Here is a 14156-nt window from a genome sequence, read left to right as displayed (position 1 = left end):
CTCTGCTCGTTCTGGCAGCGAAATCTATCTCCGGTGTCCTGAGCCTGTTCAACAAGGGCTAGTGCCGTGCGTCGGTACGTCACGCAAGGCGGGTTACTCGAACGCAAGATGGAAGCAAGCGTACAGGCAAGCGAGAGCAGTGGAGTAATTCCGATAGAAGTGGGTTATCCGATTCACTCTTTTGACAGCAAGGTTCGTTCAGCCGGTGTTTCGTAATCCAAGGGGTCTTTCGTTCGCTCGCTCGCCAGATTTCGGGCAAGGCAGGACGGCCGGGTAGCTGCATCCTCGTGCTCGAAAACAAACCGTTCGATTCGAAAAGGGGGGTTCTCTCTTGCGATTCAGTCTACAGCTTCGATGCGTACCGGCATCGCGCTCATTACCGGCATGGCGTTGATCGGATCAAGGCCAACCGTAGTGCTGAGCAACTGGTTTGGATTGGCGCCGGCGTAAGTTTGGGGTTCCTCGTCGGGCATCGGTCCCCAGCCGTGCGGAATGGACACGACGCCTCGGCGCAGTGCGGGGTCCGCTTTGACGATAGCTCGGATGCGGCCGTGCGGCGAAACAATGGCCACACACTGGCCTTCGGTCAATCCTTGAGCAGCCAGGTCATCGGGATGCACAAAGGCCGGATTGAACGGCATGCGTCGGCGGACCGCGGGCAGGTGGTGGTACATGGTGTTCTGCACGTCGCGCACGCGCCGCACCGCAAGGCGATGCGTGAACCCCGGCGGCGCCCCCGCTTCGTTCAGTACGCCCGCCAGTTCGCGCTCGACGTCGTCCGGCATCACATCGAAGCGCGCGGTGTTCGCTGGCTCGCCGGGCTGCACGATCATCGGTTCGATTTCGTAGACTTTCCCTTGTGGGTACAGCTTCAGTTCGTCAAATGAGATCGAGCCGTGGCGAACCAGAGTCGCAAGCAGCTCGTCGGTGGTCGGGGCTGCGCGCATATCGAGCGGAACGTCGTCGAATATGATGGTCTTGCCCAGGCGCCGCGCCAGATCCCAGAATACGAACCAGTCGTCCACGACTTCGGATCCCTCCGGCGGCGTCGCCACGGCGGCCGAGTATTGTGCGTAAGGCTGGAACATGATGTAGGACTCGTAGTCGCGCGAATGCAGGTCGGCGCGCTCGAACATCAGCTTCGGTGGAATCACATAGTGCGCGAGCCGCGCAGTGTTAGTCATGAATGGCTCGATGCATACCAGCAGTTGCAGTTGGCGCAGCGCATCGGCGATGCGGCGCTGATCGGGCACGGCATCGACTGGATTGCCGCCGTCGACCAACAGCGCGCGGATCTGGCCGGCGCCAGGCGTAGTGATTTCCTGGGCCAGCGTGCCGCTCATCTTCTGGCCGAACAGCATGCCATAGCCGCCGACACGGCTCTTCCAGCCGGACTCCCAGGAACGGCGCGGCGGAATCACTTCGGCGCGGCGCTGGTAGCGTGGGGCGACCACGCCGGGATTCGGTACAGGGTCGCCGGGGCGAGCGAAGCGGCCACACACGACGTTGAGGCATTCGACCAGATGCTCGGCCAGATTGGAGTGCGGCGCCATGTTGGGCCCGGTTCCCGACGCGGCCGAGCCACGCTTGCGGCGCAGGCCGCCGGCCTCCCGGACGGGTTCCGCGAAGGCCGCAGCGGCGGCTTCGAGCCCTTCGACGCTTACGCCGGCGCGCTGGGCGACGTATTCGGGCGTGAACGGCTCGACCGCGCGCGCCATTCGTCGCAGGTCCTTGACGTAGCGCGCGCAGAATTCAGCGTCGTGCCAGCCGCGACACAGAATGATGCGCAGCAGGCCAGCCAGGACGGTCGGGTCCTCGCCCGGCAGCACCTGCAGGAAGACATCGGCATGGCGGGCGGTCTCTGTCTCTCGTGGATCGATCACCACCAGCTTCAGGCCGCGCTCCTTCGCTTCGTGGAGCTGCTTGACCGGATTCTGCAATGCAAAGTTGAACGTGGATAGCGACACTAGCGGATTGGTGCCGACGAACAATAGCGTGTCGGCGAGCGCGTACGGATCTTTGCCGGCAGCCCAGCCGCCCAGTCGCTCAAATGCCACCCATTTGGCCGACTGGTCGATGGTCATTGTAGAAAAAAACGAATTCGAACCCAGCGCCGCGAGGAAGGCGGGCAACATATGATTGGCGGCGAGGTTAGAGTAGTTCATGGTGCCGCGAAAGGCTGCGACCGCATCGGCGCCGTGGCGCTCGATCAGTGTCTGGAGTTGCGCCGCGATCTCGGCCAACATCACGTCAAGCGGCATCTGCACGAAACTGCCATCGCGTTGCCGTTTCAGCGGGTGCAAGAGCCGCTCCGCGCTGTTATGCGCCTCATGCAGATACGCGCCCTTGATACAGGCGTAGCCGCGCGTGAGCGGATTGTCGCGGTCGCCGCGCGCAGCAACGACGCGTCCGGCGTCGTCCAGGGTCAAGAGCAGTGAACAGTTGCCGGCGCAGATGCGGCAGGCGGTGACGGCTTCGCGTGGCACGGCGAGCTCCTCCTGTAGTGTGGCCCACACCTGGTAACCACACACAACTTTCGGCGTAAATGTTAAAGCCGAGCCGGATACCTGCAAGATCACAGAGCACCCGCATATGACTAGCGTTAGATCGCCGCCAGACTGCGGCCATCCATTCGCTATTATAAACGGCGTTCATATTTTGGCAATAGCCCGCGACCTGTTGCGAGTGCCACTGCCCGCAAGTCCGGCACGCCGCGCCCCGGCAGGGACATCGGGCCTCGCGACGGCCCGTCGCACGAGAAGCACGCCCTCACGAAGATGGGAGTCGATACGAACGTTAGCGAAGCGGACGATGGGCGTCTGCGTGCGATTGTCCGCTCATGGCGGACTAGACGACATCGATCCCAACATCCGAAATCGTCAGCCGACAACTTTGACACCCGAAATGCCAAACAGCCGGGCGACGACCGAACGCAGCCAGCGATTGCCTGCCTCGTGATGGTAGCGCGCATGCCAGTGCTGCCGCACGGCGAAACCCTCGACGGGAATGGGGCACAGATGGACCGCGAGATCGCTGGCGTGCGCCAGCGTCTCGCCTATATGGCGCGGCAGCGTCGTGATCAGGTCCGTGGTCTGCACGATGGCGCCAAGTCCCAGAAAGCCGGGTAATTCGAGCGCGACTTGCCGTTCGATACGCTCGCGCACGAGCGCCTGTTCGAGCAGCGCTGTGCCTGTTCCCGCCGTAATCGCGACGTGTGCCTCGCTCCGATACGCCTTGATGCTGAGCCGCTTGTGGATACGCGGATGATGGCGATTCGCGAGGCACACCCAATCCTGCTCGTAAAGCTGCTGCTGGTAGATGCCCCCGCTCAGCCAAGGCACGTATCCAATCGCGAGATCGGCCTCACCCGATTCGAGCGCCCGCTCCGTATTGCCATCGATCCGCGCAGCCTCCAGACGCACGCCCGGCGCTTGCGCGCGGACATGCGCGAGCAGGCGCGGCAGCAGCGTCACATGGCTCGCATCGGTCATGCAGATGCGAAACCGCCGCTGCGCCGTGGCCGGATTGAACGCGATTTCCCAAGCCGCGAAGCGCCGCAACGATTCCAGGATTTCCCGGCACGGACCGATCAGCGCATCGGCTTGCGGCGTGGGCGCCATGCCGCCCGGCGTGCGAATAAAGAGCGGATCGTGCAAATGTTCGCGCAGCCGCGCGAGCCAGATGCTGATGGTCGGCTGGCTTTGACCGAGTTGCTCTGCCACGCGCGTCACGCTGCGCGTGTCGTAGAGCAGGTCGAACAGTTGGAGAAGCTTGAGGTCGGGCAGATCGGTCGAGGTCATCGTAATTCACCATTATTGCGTGAGGCAATGACGCCATTGTAGCCATTGCATTGCGACATCGGTCGGTGGCTCTTATCGTGACGTCACACGTTAAGGAGACGCTCTTGAAAATTGCAATTCTGGGGGCAGGCGCGCTGGGCTGCGCGATCGGCGCGACGCTCACCGAAGGCGGCCACGAGACCTGGCTGATCGACCGCGCTCCCGCCCACGTCGATGCGATGCGAACGCACGGATTGCGCGTCGACGACGCGCGTGGGTCGCGCCAGGTGCAGGTCCGCGCGACCACGGAGCCGGACGAAGTGGGGGCGGCCGAGGTCGTCATCGTGCTCGTCAAATCGTTCCATACCGACGCAGCGATTCGCGGTGCGCAGGCGCTCGTGGGACTGGAAACGGTGGTGCTGTCGCTGCAGAACGGCCTCGGTCACGAGGACATTCTTGCCGACGCCGTGGGCCGCGAACGCGTGCTGGCGGGCAAGACCTACGTGGGTGGCGTGCTGCGCGGCGCTGGGCATATCGAATCGGGCGTCGTGGGCAAGCACACCATCATCGGCGAGCTGGACGGACGCGTGACGGATCGCGTTCGGCGTATCGCCGAAGCATTCAACAACGCGGGCCTTGCGACGCAGGTCAGCGACAACATCGTCGGCACCATGTGGGACAAGCTGCTGGTGAACGTCGCGACGGGCGCGCTGACTGGCATCACGTCACTGACCTATGGCCAGCTTTACGACGAACCCTTGCTTAAGGCGACTTCGCTGGCGGCCGTCGCCGAAGCGATCGCGGCAGCTCAGGCCGCGGGCGTGACGCTTTCGATGACCGATCCCGAGCGGGCGTGGACCCTTGCCGCCCAAGGTTTGCCCGCTGCGTTCAAGACGTCGATGCTGCAGAGCCTCGAAAAAGGCTCCGTCACTGAAATCGACTTCATCAACGGCTCGGTCGTGCGTTGGGGCGCGCGCCACGGCGTGCCGACACCCGTCAACGCGACGCTCGTTGCATGCATCAAGGGCGTCGAGCGTGCGATGGCCGATCGCCAGAAGGCGGAGGCGCAAGCATGAGCGCGCCGAAAGCTTATCTCGAACATCTCGCGATCTTCGTGCGTGACATCCATTGGCACATTCGCTTTTTCGAAGACGTGTTCGGCATGACGATGCGAGAGGTTGACGGCACGCCTGAAGCGCCGCGCCAGTACTGGGCGCTCGGGGGCATGCAGTTCATCCATGTGCCGGATTTCGAAGGCCCAGAGGGGCGGCTCGGCCATCTCGGCATCATGTGTGAGGACGTCGAGGTTGCACTCGCCGCTGCCCGTCGCTACGACGTGCAGCCGATGCCGCAAGATACGAACTGGCTACGTTTGCCCGATGGCCTCGCCATCGAATTCATTCAGGCGAAACCCGCGCGCTGCGTTGCGCAGGCGCTCGCCATCGATCCGCGCTCGGAGGCGTGAAATGACGATCGTTGAAAAATACTGGGACGACGCGCGCGAAGGCGACGAATGCGTGAGCCCGCACTACACCGTCACGAAAGAACGCATTCTGGCGTATGCCGATCTCACCGGCGATCACACGCCTGTGCATGTCGATGAGGAGTATGCGAACGCGAGCCACTTCGGCTGCCTCGTCGCGCATGGCCTCTTCGGTCTCTCAATTGCGGATGGCCTGAAAACGCAGAGCGATTATCGCTTTCTACCGGGCATGTCGCTGGGCTGGAGCTGGGACTTCGTTCTGCCGATCAAGGTCGACGATGTGTTGCGTGTGAAATTCCGCGTTGGTTCGATGCGACATAGCAAGAGCCGTCCCCACTGGGGCATCGTCGTTCTACCTTCGGAACTCATCAATCAGCATGGCGAAGTCGTGCAGCGCGGCGAGCATCGTCTGATGGTGCCGCGTCGTCCGGGAGCCGCACGATGAAGCAGCCTCGTCCACTCGAAGGGATTCGCGTCGTCGACTACAGCCACTTTCTGGCGGGTCCGTATGTGGGGCGTTGCCTCGCGGCGCTCGGCGCGGAAGTGATCAAGGTCGAGCGACCCGGCAGCGGCGACGCGGGACGCCAGCACGCGACCGTGCTCGACGATCGCACCAGCGGCTATTTTCTGCAGCTCAACATGGGCAAGCGCGGCGTCAGCGTGAACACGAAGGACCCGCGCGGCAAAGCCTTCATGGAGCGGCTCTGCGATTCGGCGGACGTGTTCGTGGAGAACTATCGTCCCGGTGCGCTCGACAAGCTCGGGCTGGGCTATGAAGCGCTTTCGGCGCGCAATTCGGGGCTGGTCTACTGTTCGATTTCGGCGTATGGGCACACGGGGCCGGACGCGCATCGCGCGGGTTTCGGCCTGATCGCGGAGGCGAAGAGCGGCATCATGCAAATGGTCGGCACGCCGGGCGAACGTCCGCCGCTTCTGCGCATTTCGCTCGGCGATATGTACACGGGCATTCACGCGGTCGCGGCGATCAATGCAGCGCTGCTCGGCCGCGTGAAGAGCGGGCGCGGGCAGCACATCGACATGGCGCTCTACGACACGCTCGTGTCGATGCACGAGTACGCGGTCCAGAGCTACACGCTTGCAGATGTGCTGCCTGAGCAAACAGGACACGACATGCCCGGCTCGACGCTCTACGGCGTGTTTCGCGCGACCGACGGCGATCTGGTGATAGCGGCCCAGGTTGACGACGCCTGGAAGCGCTTCGCCGCTCTGATCGAGGCGAACGGTGGCCCGCGCGGCTTCGGCGTGGACGCGCGTTTCCACAGCAGCGTCGGACGCAACACGCATCGGCTGGAGATTCTCGCCGTGGTGGAGCCGTGGGTCGCGGTGCGTTCCGTGGCGCCGATTCTCGAACTTCTCGATGGCATCGATGTGCCTTGCGCGAAGGTGCAACGCATCGACGAAGTGATTGCCGATCCGCAGATTCGGGCGCGCGGCATGATCGTTGAGCAGCAGCATCCGCGCTACGGCACGCTGCGTCTGCCGAATCTGCCGTTCCGGTTTTCTGCGTGCGACACCACGCTACGCGAGGTCGCGCCCGATCTTGGCCAGCACAACGCCGAAGTCGCGCAATCGCTCGGTTTCACGTCGGCCGAGATCGATGCGATGCAAACGGACGGCGTGCTGTTCGACAAATGAGGCAACGATGAACGATACCTATGCAGTGATTGGCCATCCTATCGGCCATACGAAATCGCCGCTGATTCATGGTCTTTTCGCCGAAGCCACCCAGCAGGCGATGCACTACACGGCGATCGAGGGGCCGCGCGAGCCTGACGACGCATTCGCGGCAACGGTGCGCGAATTCATCACTTCGGGCGGCAAGGGTATGAACATCACCGCGCCGTTCAAACTCGCCGCATTCGCGATGGCCGATGAGCACAGCGAGCGCGCAACCCTCGCGGGCGCGGCGAACGCATTCAAGTTCGAAGAGGGCCGGGTTTTCGCCGAGAACTTCGACGGTATCGGTCTGCTGCGCGATATCGAAGTGAACCTGCACGCGCCGCTCGAGGGCAAGCGTGTGCTGCTGCTCGGTGCGGGTGGCGCGGCGCGCGGCGCGTTGCTGCCTTTTCTGGGTGCGCGTCCCGCTGAACTGGTGATGGTGAATCGCCATGTCGCGAAGGCGCGAGCGCTGGCGTCGCAATTGACCCAGCATGGGCCGATAACAGCGTGTGCTTACGGCGAACTCGACCGGATGGGGCGCTTCGATCTGGTGGTCAACGCGACCTCCGCGAGCCTCACGGGCGATTTACCGCCTGTGCCGCCCAGTGTTTTCAGTCCGCGTGGAACTGCCTATGAACTCGCATATGGCAAGCATCTCACGCCGTTCTTGCGACTGGCGCGCAATGCGGGCGTCGCCGGTGTGGCCGATGGCGTTGGCATGCTGGTGGAGCAGGCCGCGGAGGCCTTTCTATGGTGGCGCGGTGTACGGCCCGAAACGCAAGCGGTGATCGATCGGCTGACGGTTCCGCTCGATTAAGCGCGATCTGGAGAGTGTATGAAGAACATCCTGATGTTGCATGGCATTAGTCACAATATGTTCGGCAAGCGTGACCCCGAACAGTACGGGACCATTACGCTCGAACGGATCGATGCTCGTCTTCAAGATCTCGCCGTGGAACTGAAGGTGCGGGTGGAGTCATTTCAGACCAACAGCGAAGCGGCGATGTGTGAACGTATCCATCGCGCCTTCGAAGACGGTGTCGATGCTGTGCTGATCAACGCCGGTGCATGGACGCATTACAGCTATGGCCTTCGCGATGCGCTGGCCATTCTGACTTGCCCCGTGATCGAACTGCATATGTCGAACATTCACGCGCGTGAGCCGTTTCGGCACAAGTCGGTTTTCGCGGATATTGTGACGGGCCAGATCAGTGGCTTTGGTTCGCAAAGCTATCTGCTTGCGCTCCGGGCGGCGGTAGCTGCGGTGCAGTAGGGGCGAAGCAATGTGAGCCTGGTTGCTCTGTGCATATCCCTTTTGCCGAGAACAAATGCGAGGGGGTTTGGAAACAGGCGATCGTTCGCTATTCAGTTCAGAGCAGCCGTCGGCGACAATGCGGTCAACGGTTGCTCGTGGCCGATCCTTGCCCGTCGTCCTGTCGCACGGGATCGCCCCAGTCACGCCTCGTCCGTCGGACCGTGATCGATCCCATTCGGCCCTAGCAGTTCGCTCGCTGGTCGTCCGTTACGGGATGTGGAGCGGCCAGGCATACGGGCGAGCCGAACATCGTATTCAACGAGCGGCGCGGCCCGGTCACTTCAAGGGCGGCTGGAAGCATTCCTGAGTTCGATCCGTGGGGCGGCGGGCGGGTGTCCCGGCGCCAAGCTCGACAACTTCCGGAGTTCAGTCGTCCTGCTGTTCAGCCATTTCTGCCGCCACATGAAGTCCATTGTCCATGGCGGCCTCTTCTGTCGCGTAAGTGATTCCCGGTTCGTGCCGCACTTCTTTGATCGCGTCTCCAGTATGGTCAATATGGACGATCTCAAATGTGTACCCGCCTTCAGCCAGTCGGATCGGTTCAATACGGTAGGTGTGTTTGCCCTTGCTAATCGTTCTTGCCGGCACCGATTTTTCTCCTTTGCGTCATCTTTCACCGCCACCGATATTCCGCGTCTGTGGCTTCTGAACTGTCGCTAATGGCAGGTTAGCCCGCTGCCAGTCCGCAGGCTGACAAGTCCCGCCTCAATCTTCCGACCAGGGGTTTGCACAACCGCGCAAGGACCATGCCGCGAGAGGGCTGCGCATCGCCTTTGACGTGAGCGTTGTCGGCCGCTCACTGCGCATATGGTTTCAATGGGGTCGGGCTCCAGCGCGGTGGGAATACGGAATTCCGGGGCCGCTATCGGACTTTGGTCCCATTGGTCTCACCCGCCTGGCCGAGTAGGCTGAAAAATCCGTCGACGTTTGGACGGCGACATATCCGCAAATATCCCCGGGAGTTCATCATGAAATTTCTTGCGGTTACCACTTCGGCCATTTTCGTTGCAGTGCTTTCAAACGCGTCCGTTTGGGCTCAAGACAATTCCGCAACCAGTGCGCCGGCGGCCGCAGAGCATCCCGACGAAATCGTGAGGATGCACCAACAGGTGGCCGCAGCCAATCGTGTCTATAACAAGCACGTAGCCGCTGCACAAAAAGTTTTCGATGAGAAAAAAGCAGCAGCCAAAAAAGAGCGTGATGCTGCCATAGCGGCAGCACATCAGGGTGTGGGCCAATAGAACGACGACGTTCCCGGCACCTCAACCTCAATGGTTCCTTCCGCAGCAACAACCAAACGCTACCATGCTATTTGAGCCCACGGACGACGTTACGCTCCCTGCTAACCAGATGCGGTCACCGACATAGATCAGGCCGTGTGGTCCGCCGTTGACCGCGATCGGGCAGCCGTCGACCCTGTATAGATAGTCCGTTCCGCTTTCATCGATACTGGTGGGACTGGCAGCTCGCTGCCAGTCAATGCGGAACATGCACCCGGTGCGCGACGTGCCTCGCACTTTGCGTTGACGTGTATCTGACGGTGGGCTCGCGGACAGGGCGCGTCCGGTTGCACGCCACGCAATGCGCGTGCCCAAGACTTCCGCGCGTCTCGGCCAAGCGCGGCTCCCGTGCGCCATCGAAAGCTAGGCCGAGCCCAAAACTGCAGCAGCGCGTTCGCTTTTTTGTCCCTTTCGCCTCGGTGACGGGAACAGCATTGCTGCTCGTATTGTGGCTGGCTTGGCCCGAGTTTTGCGGTATCCGAGACGAGATGCACGATCCGGCAACGTCGCAAAGTCTGAAGCGGCGTTGCTTGCACCATTGGCGTAGGAGGCTGTATGCAAAAGGAAGACGTTACCTACCGCGGTTTCCTGATCCGTCCGCTCATCACGCAAACCGAAAGCGGTCGTTACCAAGCAGCCGCGGTCATTACTGACCGCGAGGGCGAAAGCCAGACGCTTGGGGTCGAAGGCGATCTGGCGGAATCGCAGGAAGCATGGGATCAGGCGATCGAACTGGCGATTGCATGGATACATCGGCGCAACGTCGTGTCTGACCGCTACGTCCGTAAGGGATGAACCCCTGTTGCGCCGCACCGGCGATCTCGTCAGTCGGCCCCACGCGGGCCGATATGGATGCGCCTGCTTGGCAGCAGCTTGCGATCGGCAAGCCCCGATTGTCATGCAGAACGGCGAGCGGAAGGAAACCAGGTCAGACAACCGTCAACGACGAATTCGACTTCGCCGGGCAACGACCCGTCCGATAACGCATCCACCGGATGCCAGTGACAACCTGGGACCATAACAGGCGGCGCCCCCGCCTTGCCGTCATCCATGCGCCTCGCCGGTAAGCGAAACGGGTTGCATAAGGGATGATACGGCGGTAAGCAAGGCAGCTGTCGGTGCCGGTTTCCGCAGAAACGCATCATACAGCGGCGACATATGATGAGTCGGCAACTCAAGGGAGGAAGACAGAATGATGGGAACGGTCTTCAGAACGGAGTCCCCGCTAAACGCAATGCATAGGGCGATGCCGTCCAGACCGGGCATGCTCCAGCCTGTCACGAGCAGATCGGGGGATTCTCTCGAGCCTGGCCCAGCGCCGTCTTGCCGTCGAGCGCCCAGCGAACGTTCAATCTTGGCGAACTATGCCTGCAGGCTGTCGATGAAATAAATGCGGTCAGCCAGGGCCACGCGATGGAAGTTCGCGTGAAAGGCAATGTGCATGGTGTCTGGGACGCCGGACAGCTAGGCCAGGTGGTGTCCAACCTTCTCGGTAACGCGCATCACGGCAGACCTGCCGGGCGCATTGTGGTAACGGTGGACGGCACAAGTAACGCGTTAGTACACGTGTCAGTCTGCAACGAGGGCGACCCCATACCGGCCGACATGCTAGCCAGCCTGTTCAAACCGAGAGGGCGCTCGGGAAAACCCGCCGGCAACGCGGCGGTGGGAGCAGGTCTCGGACTGGGATTGTTCATCGCAGATCGGATTGCTGCAGCCCACGGCGGGCAAGTCACCGTCGATTCAGACTCCGGCCGGACAGTCTTTACGGTGAGCCTGCCAAGGCAAGTGCCGCTTGACGCGACATCGGAGTGTTCGCCGCAAGAGCGACGAGGTCCAGGCTGAAAAGCTCAGTCTTTGCCGAGCACACGGGATCGCGCTGGATAGAGCGGCTATGGCTGGATCAAAACGCTCGCCGGCCCTCGGAGCCTACGGCGGTATAGTGCTCTGGGCCCGAGGCTGGCTCATTTAGTACCGCGGGCCATTCGATCCGCGGATGATAGAGATACACGGGCAAGAGGAAGTGCAAGCTGCGTCTCACATCGATGACTGCTGTCCACCTCTGGCGCTCCATCCAACTGAACGCTGCGAAGCTCGAGCAAGCGGATGTCGAAAATATGGAGCCCCATGCATACCCGGGCAACTTGCGGCCGCCTATCGTGGCAACATGGTATGAATCACCATTCGGCGGTTCTCCTTCGTAGCGAAGAGTTATTTCGCAGCTGCCATCGGGAGGGATTAGCGCATGGTCGCCCATTCGTGCGCAGTGGCTAAGCGCAACCAGCGTGAACTGGATTTTATGAAGTTCCATCCGACTTGCTTGCCCGCTAACGAAGATGCGTCCCCTGATGGTCGACGATCGGCGTGTGGTTTTCGAGCGGCCGGTTTTGGCCGTATTGGGACCGACGCTCTGACATCGTCTGTCCGACCAAGTCCTACTTTCTACGCATCAACTGACTACCCGGCAACGGCGATGTCGCAGCCGAATGGTGAAACCGGCACAGCCGGTCCCCCAATTCGCTATAACGATATTTCGGCACACTGCCAAGCACCTCGTCGTAACGAGGTCTGCCCCGGAACGGAATCATCCCGGCAACGCCTCGTCCCCGCTGACGAACCTTCTGATCCGGGTAAGCCAGACGCACCATAAAACCCTCGATTGAAGAGCTCCTCCATGGGGACCGGCGGCTTTTGCGTCAGGAATACAAATGCGGTGCCGTCGACAACCCAGTACCGTACGAGCCATCTGCCGCCACAGCCAGTCCCTGCTGATCGAGGATTGTTCAATCAGTGCCGTATTGAGGTGACCGTGGCCCGTAAAGCAGCCCGTTCGGTGGCCCGGCATGCAGAAGCCGATAGCTCGTCACTCCGGCAATATCGTGCCCCCTGTCCGTCAGCGAATTCGCAACCTGCTTGATCGCTGCCATGACCAGCATGCCGATCAGGCCACCGCCAGCATTGTTGTTGCCCTCATTGCTGTTGGCGCTCGCACTGCCCTGCCATAGCACGTCACCGGTCTTGAGATCGACCAGCCTGGCGGACGCCGTTACGACTGTTGCACTGTCGACGATGTGGTACACGGAGCCGTACTGTGTGATCTTCGAATACAGGGCCGTGTCGGCACCGAAGATTTCGCGCAGCTTCGCGGGTGAGGTCGCCTCGATCTCGGCCGCCATCGTCAGGCCGTTCTGTTTGAACGTTTCGTCCATCACCGCTACCGGTACCACGTAGTAGCCGGATTCGGCGAGCGGCATCGTCATCTGCGAGAGCATGCTGTTGGTCGCCTGAACGTCCGCCGTTTCATTGGTCGGCGGCAGCACCAGGATCGAGCGCGGCCGGCTGTTCTTGAATGCCGTATAGTCGGCGTGCTTCACAGGTTGCGCGCACGCGGACAGCAGTGCAACAGTCGATAGCGCAAACCAGAGTTTGAAGGAAAGGATCTTGGACATGGCGGCTCGCTCAGGGCTGTTTCGGTTTCTTCATCAGGAAGTCCATGTAGGTCGAGGACTCCGGAAACAGCTGCTTCTCGGACTCGAACTCCTGCATGGCCTGGGTGTCGTTCCCGACACTCGCGTACAGCATGCCCAGTTGCGCATGAAATCCCGGGGGCGGCATGTGCCCCTTGCCGCTGATGTCCTGGAGGGCCTTTTCCAGCGCATCGATCTGCTCCTGCGGAGCCTTTTCTCCCTTGAGATAGTCGTACACGGCTGGCTGGTAGCCGGTCCACTGGTAAAGCGGCTGGGGGCGGTTCGCCGCGCATCCCGTGAGGAGCATGGCTGTTGCCATTACTGGCAGACAGATTCCCCGCATCATGCGGCTATGATTCATCGTGAATCGCGTCATTATGTTTATTGCAGCTACGGTTGAAAGTGGATGGCCGCAATGGCCCGGCGCACTTACTGTGCGGCCTTGAGCGTGCCTGCATCGACCTGCTCGACCAGGTGATTGACGGCCTCCTGGATCGCCAGATCGAGCACCTTGCCGTTCAGTGTCGAGTCGTAGCCGGCGGTACCACCGAAGCCGATGACTTCACGGTTCGAAAGGCTGAATTCACCTGCCCCCTGGCTCGACGCCACGACTTCCGATGTCGTCGTGTCGACGACGTTCAGGCTGACCTTTGCGTAGGCCACCTGACTCTTGCCACGGCCGACGATGCCAAATAGCTGCCGGTCGCCAACCTCCTTGCGACCGAACTCCGTTACGTCCCCGGTGATGACGAAGCGCGCCCCCTTGATCGATTGTGCTTTTTTGAGGAAGCCTGCTTCCTGGCGGATTTCGTCGAGGTTGTCGCGATCGAGCACATTGAAGCGCCCAGTCTGCTGGAGCGCCGTGATCAGGATGGTTTTGGACTGCCCACCGAGACGGTCAACGCCGTCCGAGAAGATGCCGCGCATATAGCTCGACCGGTTGTCGAACTTGCCGACTGAAATGCCGATGGGTTGGCCCACTGCTGGCTTCTGCGCACTGGCGACGGGGGGCACCGGCAGCGAGCGCGACGACTCGGTTGCACATCCGCCCAGCGCCACCACAACGGCAACAGCAACGGCTCCAAGGCCATTCGTTTTCGATAACTTCATTTTGCTTTCCTCTTTGTTGAAACGCCGAAAACCCGGATAGCG

Annotated in this window: 15 protein-coding genes; 9 read left to right on the top strand and 6 right to left on the bottom strand. The window is 61.6% G+C overall.

Going from position 1 to position 14156, the window contains the following annotated elements; all coding sequences use genetic code 11:
- Positions 1–338 precede the first annotated feature (338 nt).
- The gene (locus tag OKW43_RS03590; protein WP_429445312.1) at positions 339–2486 is read right to left on the bottom strand and encodes a molybdopterin-containing oxidoreductase family protein; all 2148 of its coding nucleotides are present in this window, start codon (positions 2484–2486) and stop codon (positions 339–341) included.
- A 393-nt stretch (positions 2487–2879) separates the two neighbouring features.
- Positions 2880–3800 carry a LysR family transcriptional regulator gene (locus OKW43_RS03585; protein WP_187633349.1) on the bottom strand — a complete coding sequence of 307 codons (921 nt, stop codon included), beginning with the start codon at positions 3798–3800 and terminating at the stop codon, positions 2880–2882.
- Positions 3801–3904: 104 nt separating this feature from the next.
- Between OKW43_RS03585 and OKW43_RS03580 the strand changes: the two genes are divergently transcribed.
- From OKW43_RS03580 to aroQ, 6 genes are read left to right on the top strand one after another with little or no spacing between them, the layout of a single operon-like run.
- The gene (locus OKW43_RS03580; RefSeq protein WP_429445310.1) at positions 3905–4855 is read left to right on the top strand and encodes a ketopantoate reductase family protein; all 951 of its coding nucleotides are present in this window, start codon (positions 3905–3907) and stop codon (positions 4853–4855) included.
- Positions 4852–5244 (top strand): VOC family protein, encoded by a 393-nt coding sequence (locus tag OKW43_RS03575; RefSeq protein ID WP_429445308.1) that lies wholly within the window; start codon positions 4852–4854, stop codon positions 5242–5244. Before OKW43_RS03580 ends, OKW43_RS03575 begins: the two co-directional genes overlap by 4 nt.
- Before the next feature lies 1 nt (position 5245).
- On the top strand, positions 5246–5707 hold the full coding sequence (locus tag OKW43_RS03570; RefSeq protein ID WP_429445306.1) for a MaoC family dehydratase: 462 nt from the start codon (positions 5246–5248) through the stop codon (positions 5705–5707).
- Positions 5704–6918, top strand: a complete 1215-nt coding sequence (locus OKW43_RS03565) for a CaiB/BaiF CoA transferase family protein (RefSeq protein ID WP_187633345.1) — start codon at positions 5704–5706, stop codon at positions 6916–6918. The genes OKW43_RS03570 and OKW43_RS03565 overlap by 4 nt, the downstream gene beginning before the upstream one ends.
- 7 nt (positions 6919–6925) lie before the next feature.
- Entirely contained in the window at positions 6926–7759 is an 834-nt protein-coding gene (gene aroE / locus OKW43_RS03560) for a shikimate dehydrogenase (RefSeq protein ID WP_429445304.1), read from the top strand.
- An 18-nt stretch (positions 7760–7777) separates the two neighbouring features.
- Complete coding sequence (gene aroQ, locus OKW43_RS03555; protein ID WP_429445302.1) at positions 7778–8215, top strand: type II 3-dehydroquinate dehydratase; 438 nt, start codon at positions 7778–7780, stop codon at positions 8213–8215.
- A 408-nt stretch (positions 8216–8623) separates the two neighbouring features.
- On the opposite strand, the gene OKW43_RS03550 is transcribed toward aroQ, so the two are convergent.
- The gene (locus OKW43_RS03550; protein WP_429445300.1) at positions 8624–8845 is read right to left on the bottom strand and encodes a hypothetical protein; all 222 of its coding nucleotides are present in this window, start codon (positions 8843–8845) and stop codon (positions 8624–8626) included.
- A gap of 380 nt (positions 8846–9225) precedes the next feature.
- Between OKW43_RS03550 and OKW43_RS03545 the strand changes: the two genes are divergently transcribed.
- The 3 genes from OKW43_RS03545 to OKW43_RS03535 all read left to right on the top strand — a co-directional run bounded on the left by OKW43_RS03545 (position 9226) and on the right by OKW43_RS03535 (position 11382).
- On the top strand, positions 9226–9498 hold the full coding sequence (locus tag OKW43_RS03545) for a hypothetical protein (protein WP_429445297.1): 273 nt from the start codon (positions 9226–9228) through the stop codon (positions 9496–9498).
- Positions 9499–10092: 594 nt separating this feature from the next.
- A complete protein-coding gene (locus OKW43_RS03540; RefSeq protein WP_429445295.1) occupies positions 10093–10332 on the top strand; it encodes a hypothetical protein in 240 nt (79 codons plus the stop codon).
- Positions 10333–10950: 618 nt separating this feature from the next.
- The gene (locus OKW43_RS03535) at positions 10951–11382 is read left to right on the top strand and encodes a sensor histidine kinase (protein WP_429447319.1); all 432 of its coding nucleotides are present in this window, start codon (positions 10951–10953) and stop codon (positions 11380–11382) included.
- Positions 11383–12320: 938 nt separating this feature from the next.
- Here OKW43_RS03535 and OKW43_RS03530 read toward each other — a convergent pair.
- The 3 genes from OKW43_RS03530 to OKW43_RS03520 all read right to left on the bottom strand — a co-directional run bounded on the left by OKW43_RS03530 (position 12321) and on the right by OKW43_RS03520 (position 14114).
- Positions 12321–12986 (bottom strand): DUF799 domain-containing protein, encoded by a 666-nt coding sequence (locus OKW43_RS03530; protein WP_429445293.1) that lies wholly within the window; start codon positions 12984–12986, stop codon positions 12321–12323.
- Between the two features lie 10 nt (positions 12987–12996).
- Positions 12997–13350, bottom strand: a complete 354-nt coding sequence (locus tag OKW43_RS03525) for a DUF4810 domain-containing protein (protein ID WP_184061995.1) — start codon at positions 13348–13350, stop codon at positions 12997–12999.
- 83 nt (positions 13351–13433) lie between these two features.
- Positions 13434–14114, bottom strand: coding sequence for a CsgG/HfaB family protein (locus OKW43_RS03520; RefSeq protein ID WP_187633339.1), 681 nt, complete (start codon positions 14112–14114; stop codon positions 13434–13436).
- Between the last annotated feature and the right edge of the window lie 42 nt (positions 14115–14156).

The sequence above is a fragment of the Paraburkholderia sp. WC7.3g genome (genome assembly GCF_050436345.1).
Lineage (GTDB): Bacteria > Pseudomonadota > Gammaproteobacteria > Burkholderiales > Burkholderiaceae > Paraburkholderia > Paraburkholderia podalyriae.
Note: the sequence above shows the minus strand (reverse complement) of the source record. Positions and strands in the feature narration are given on the sequence as shown.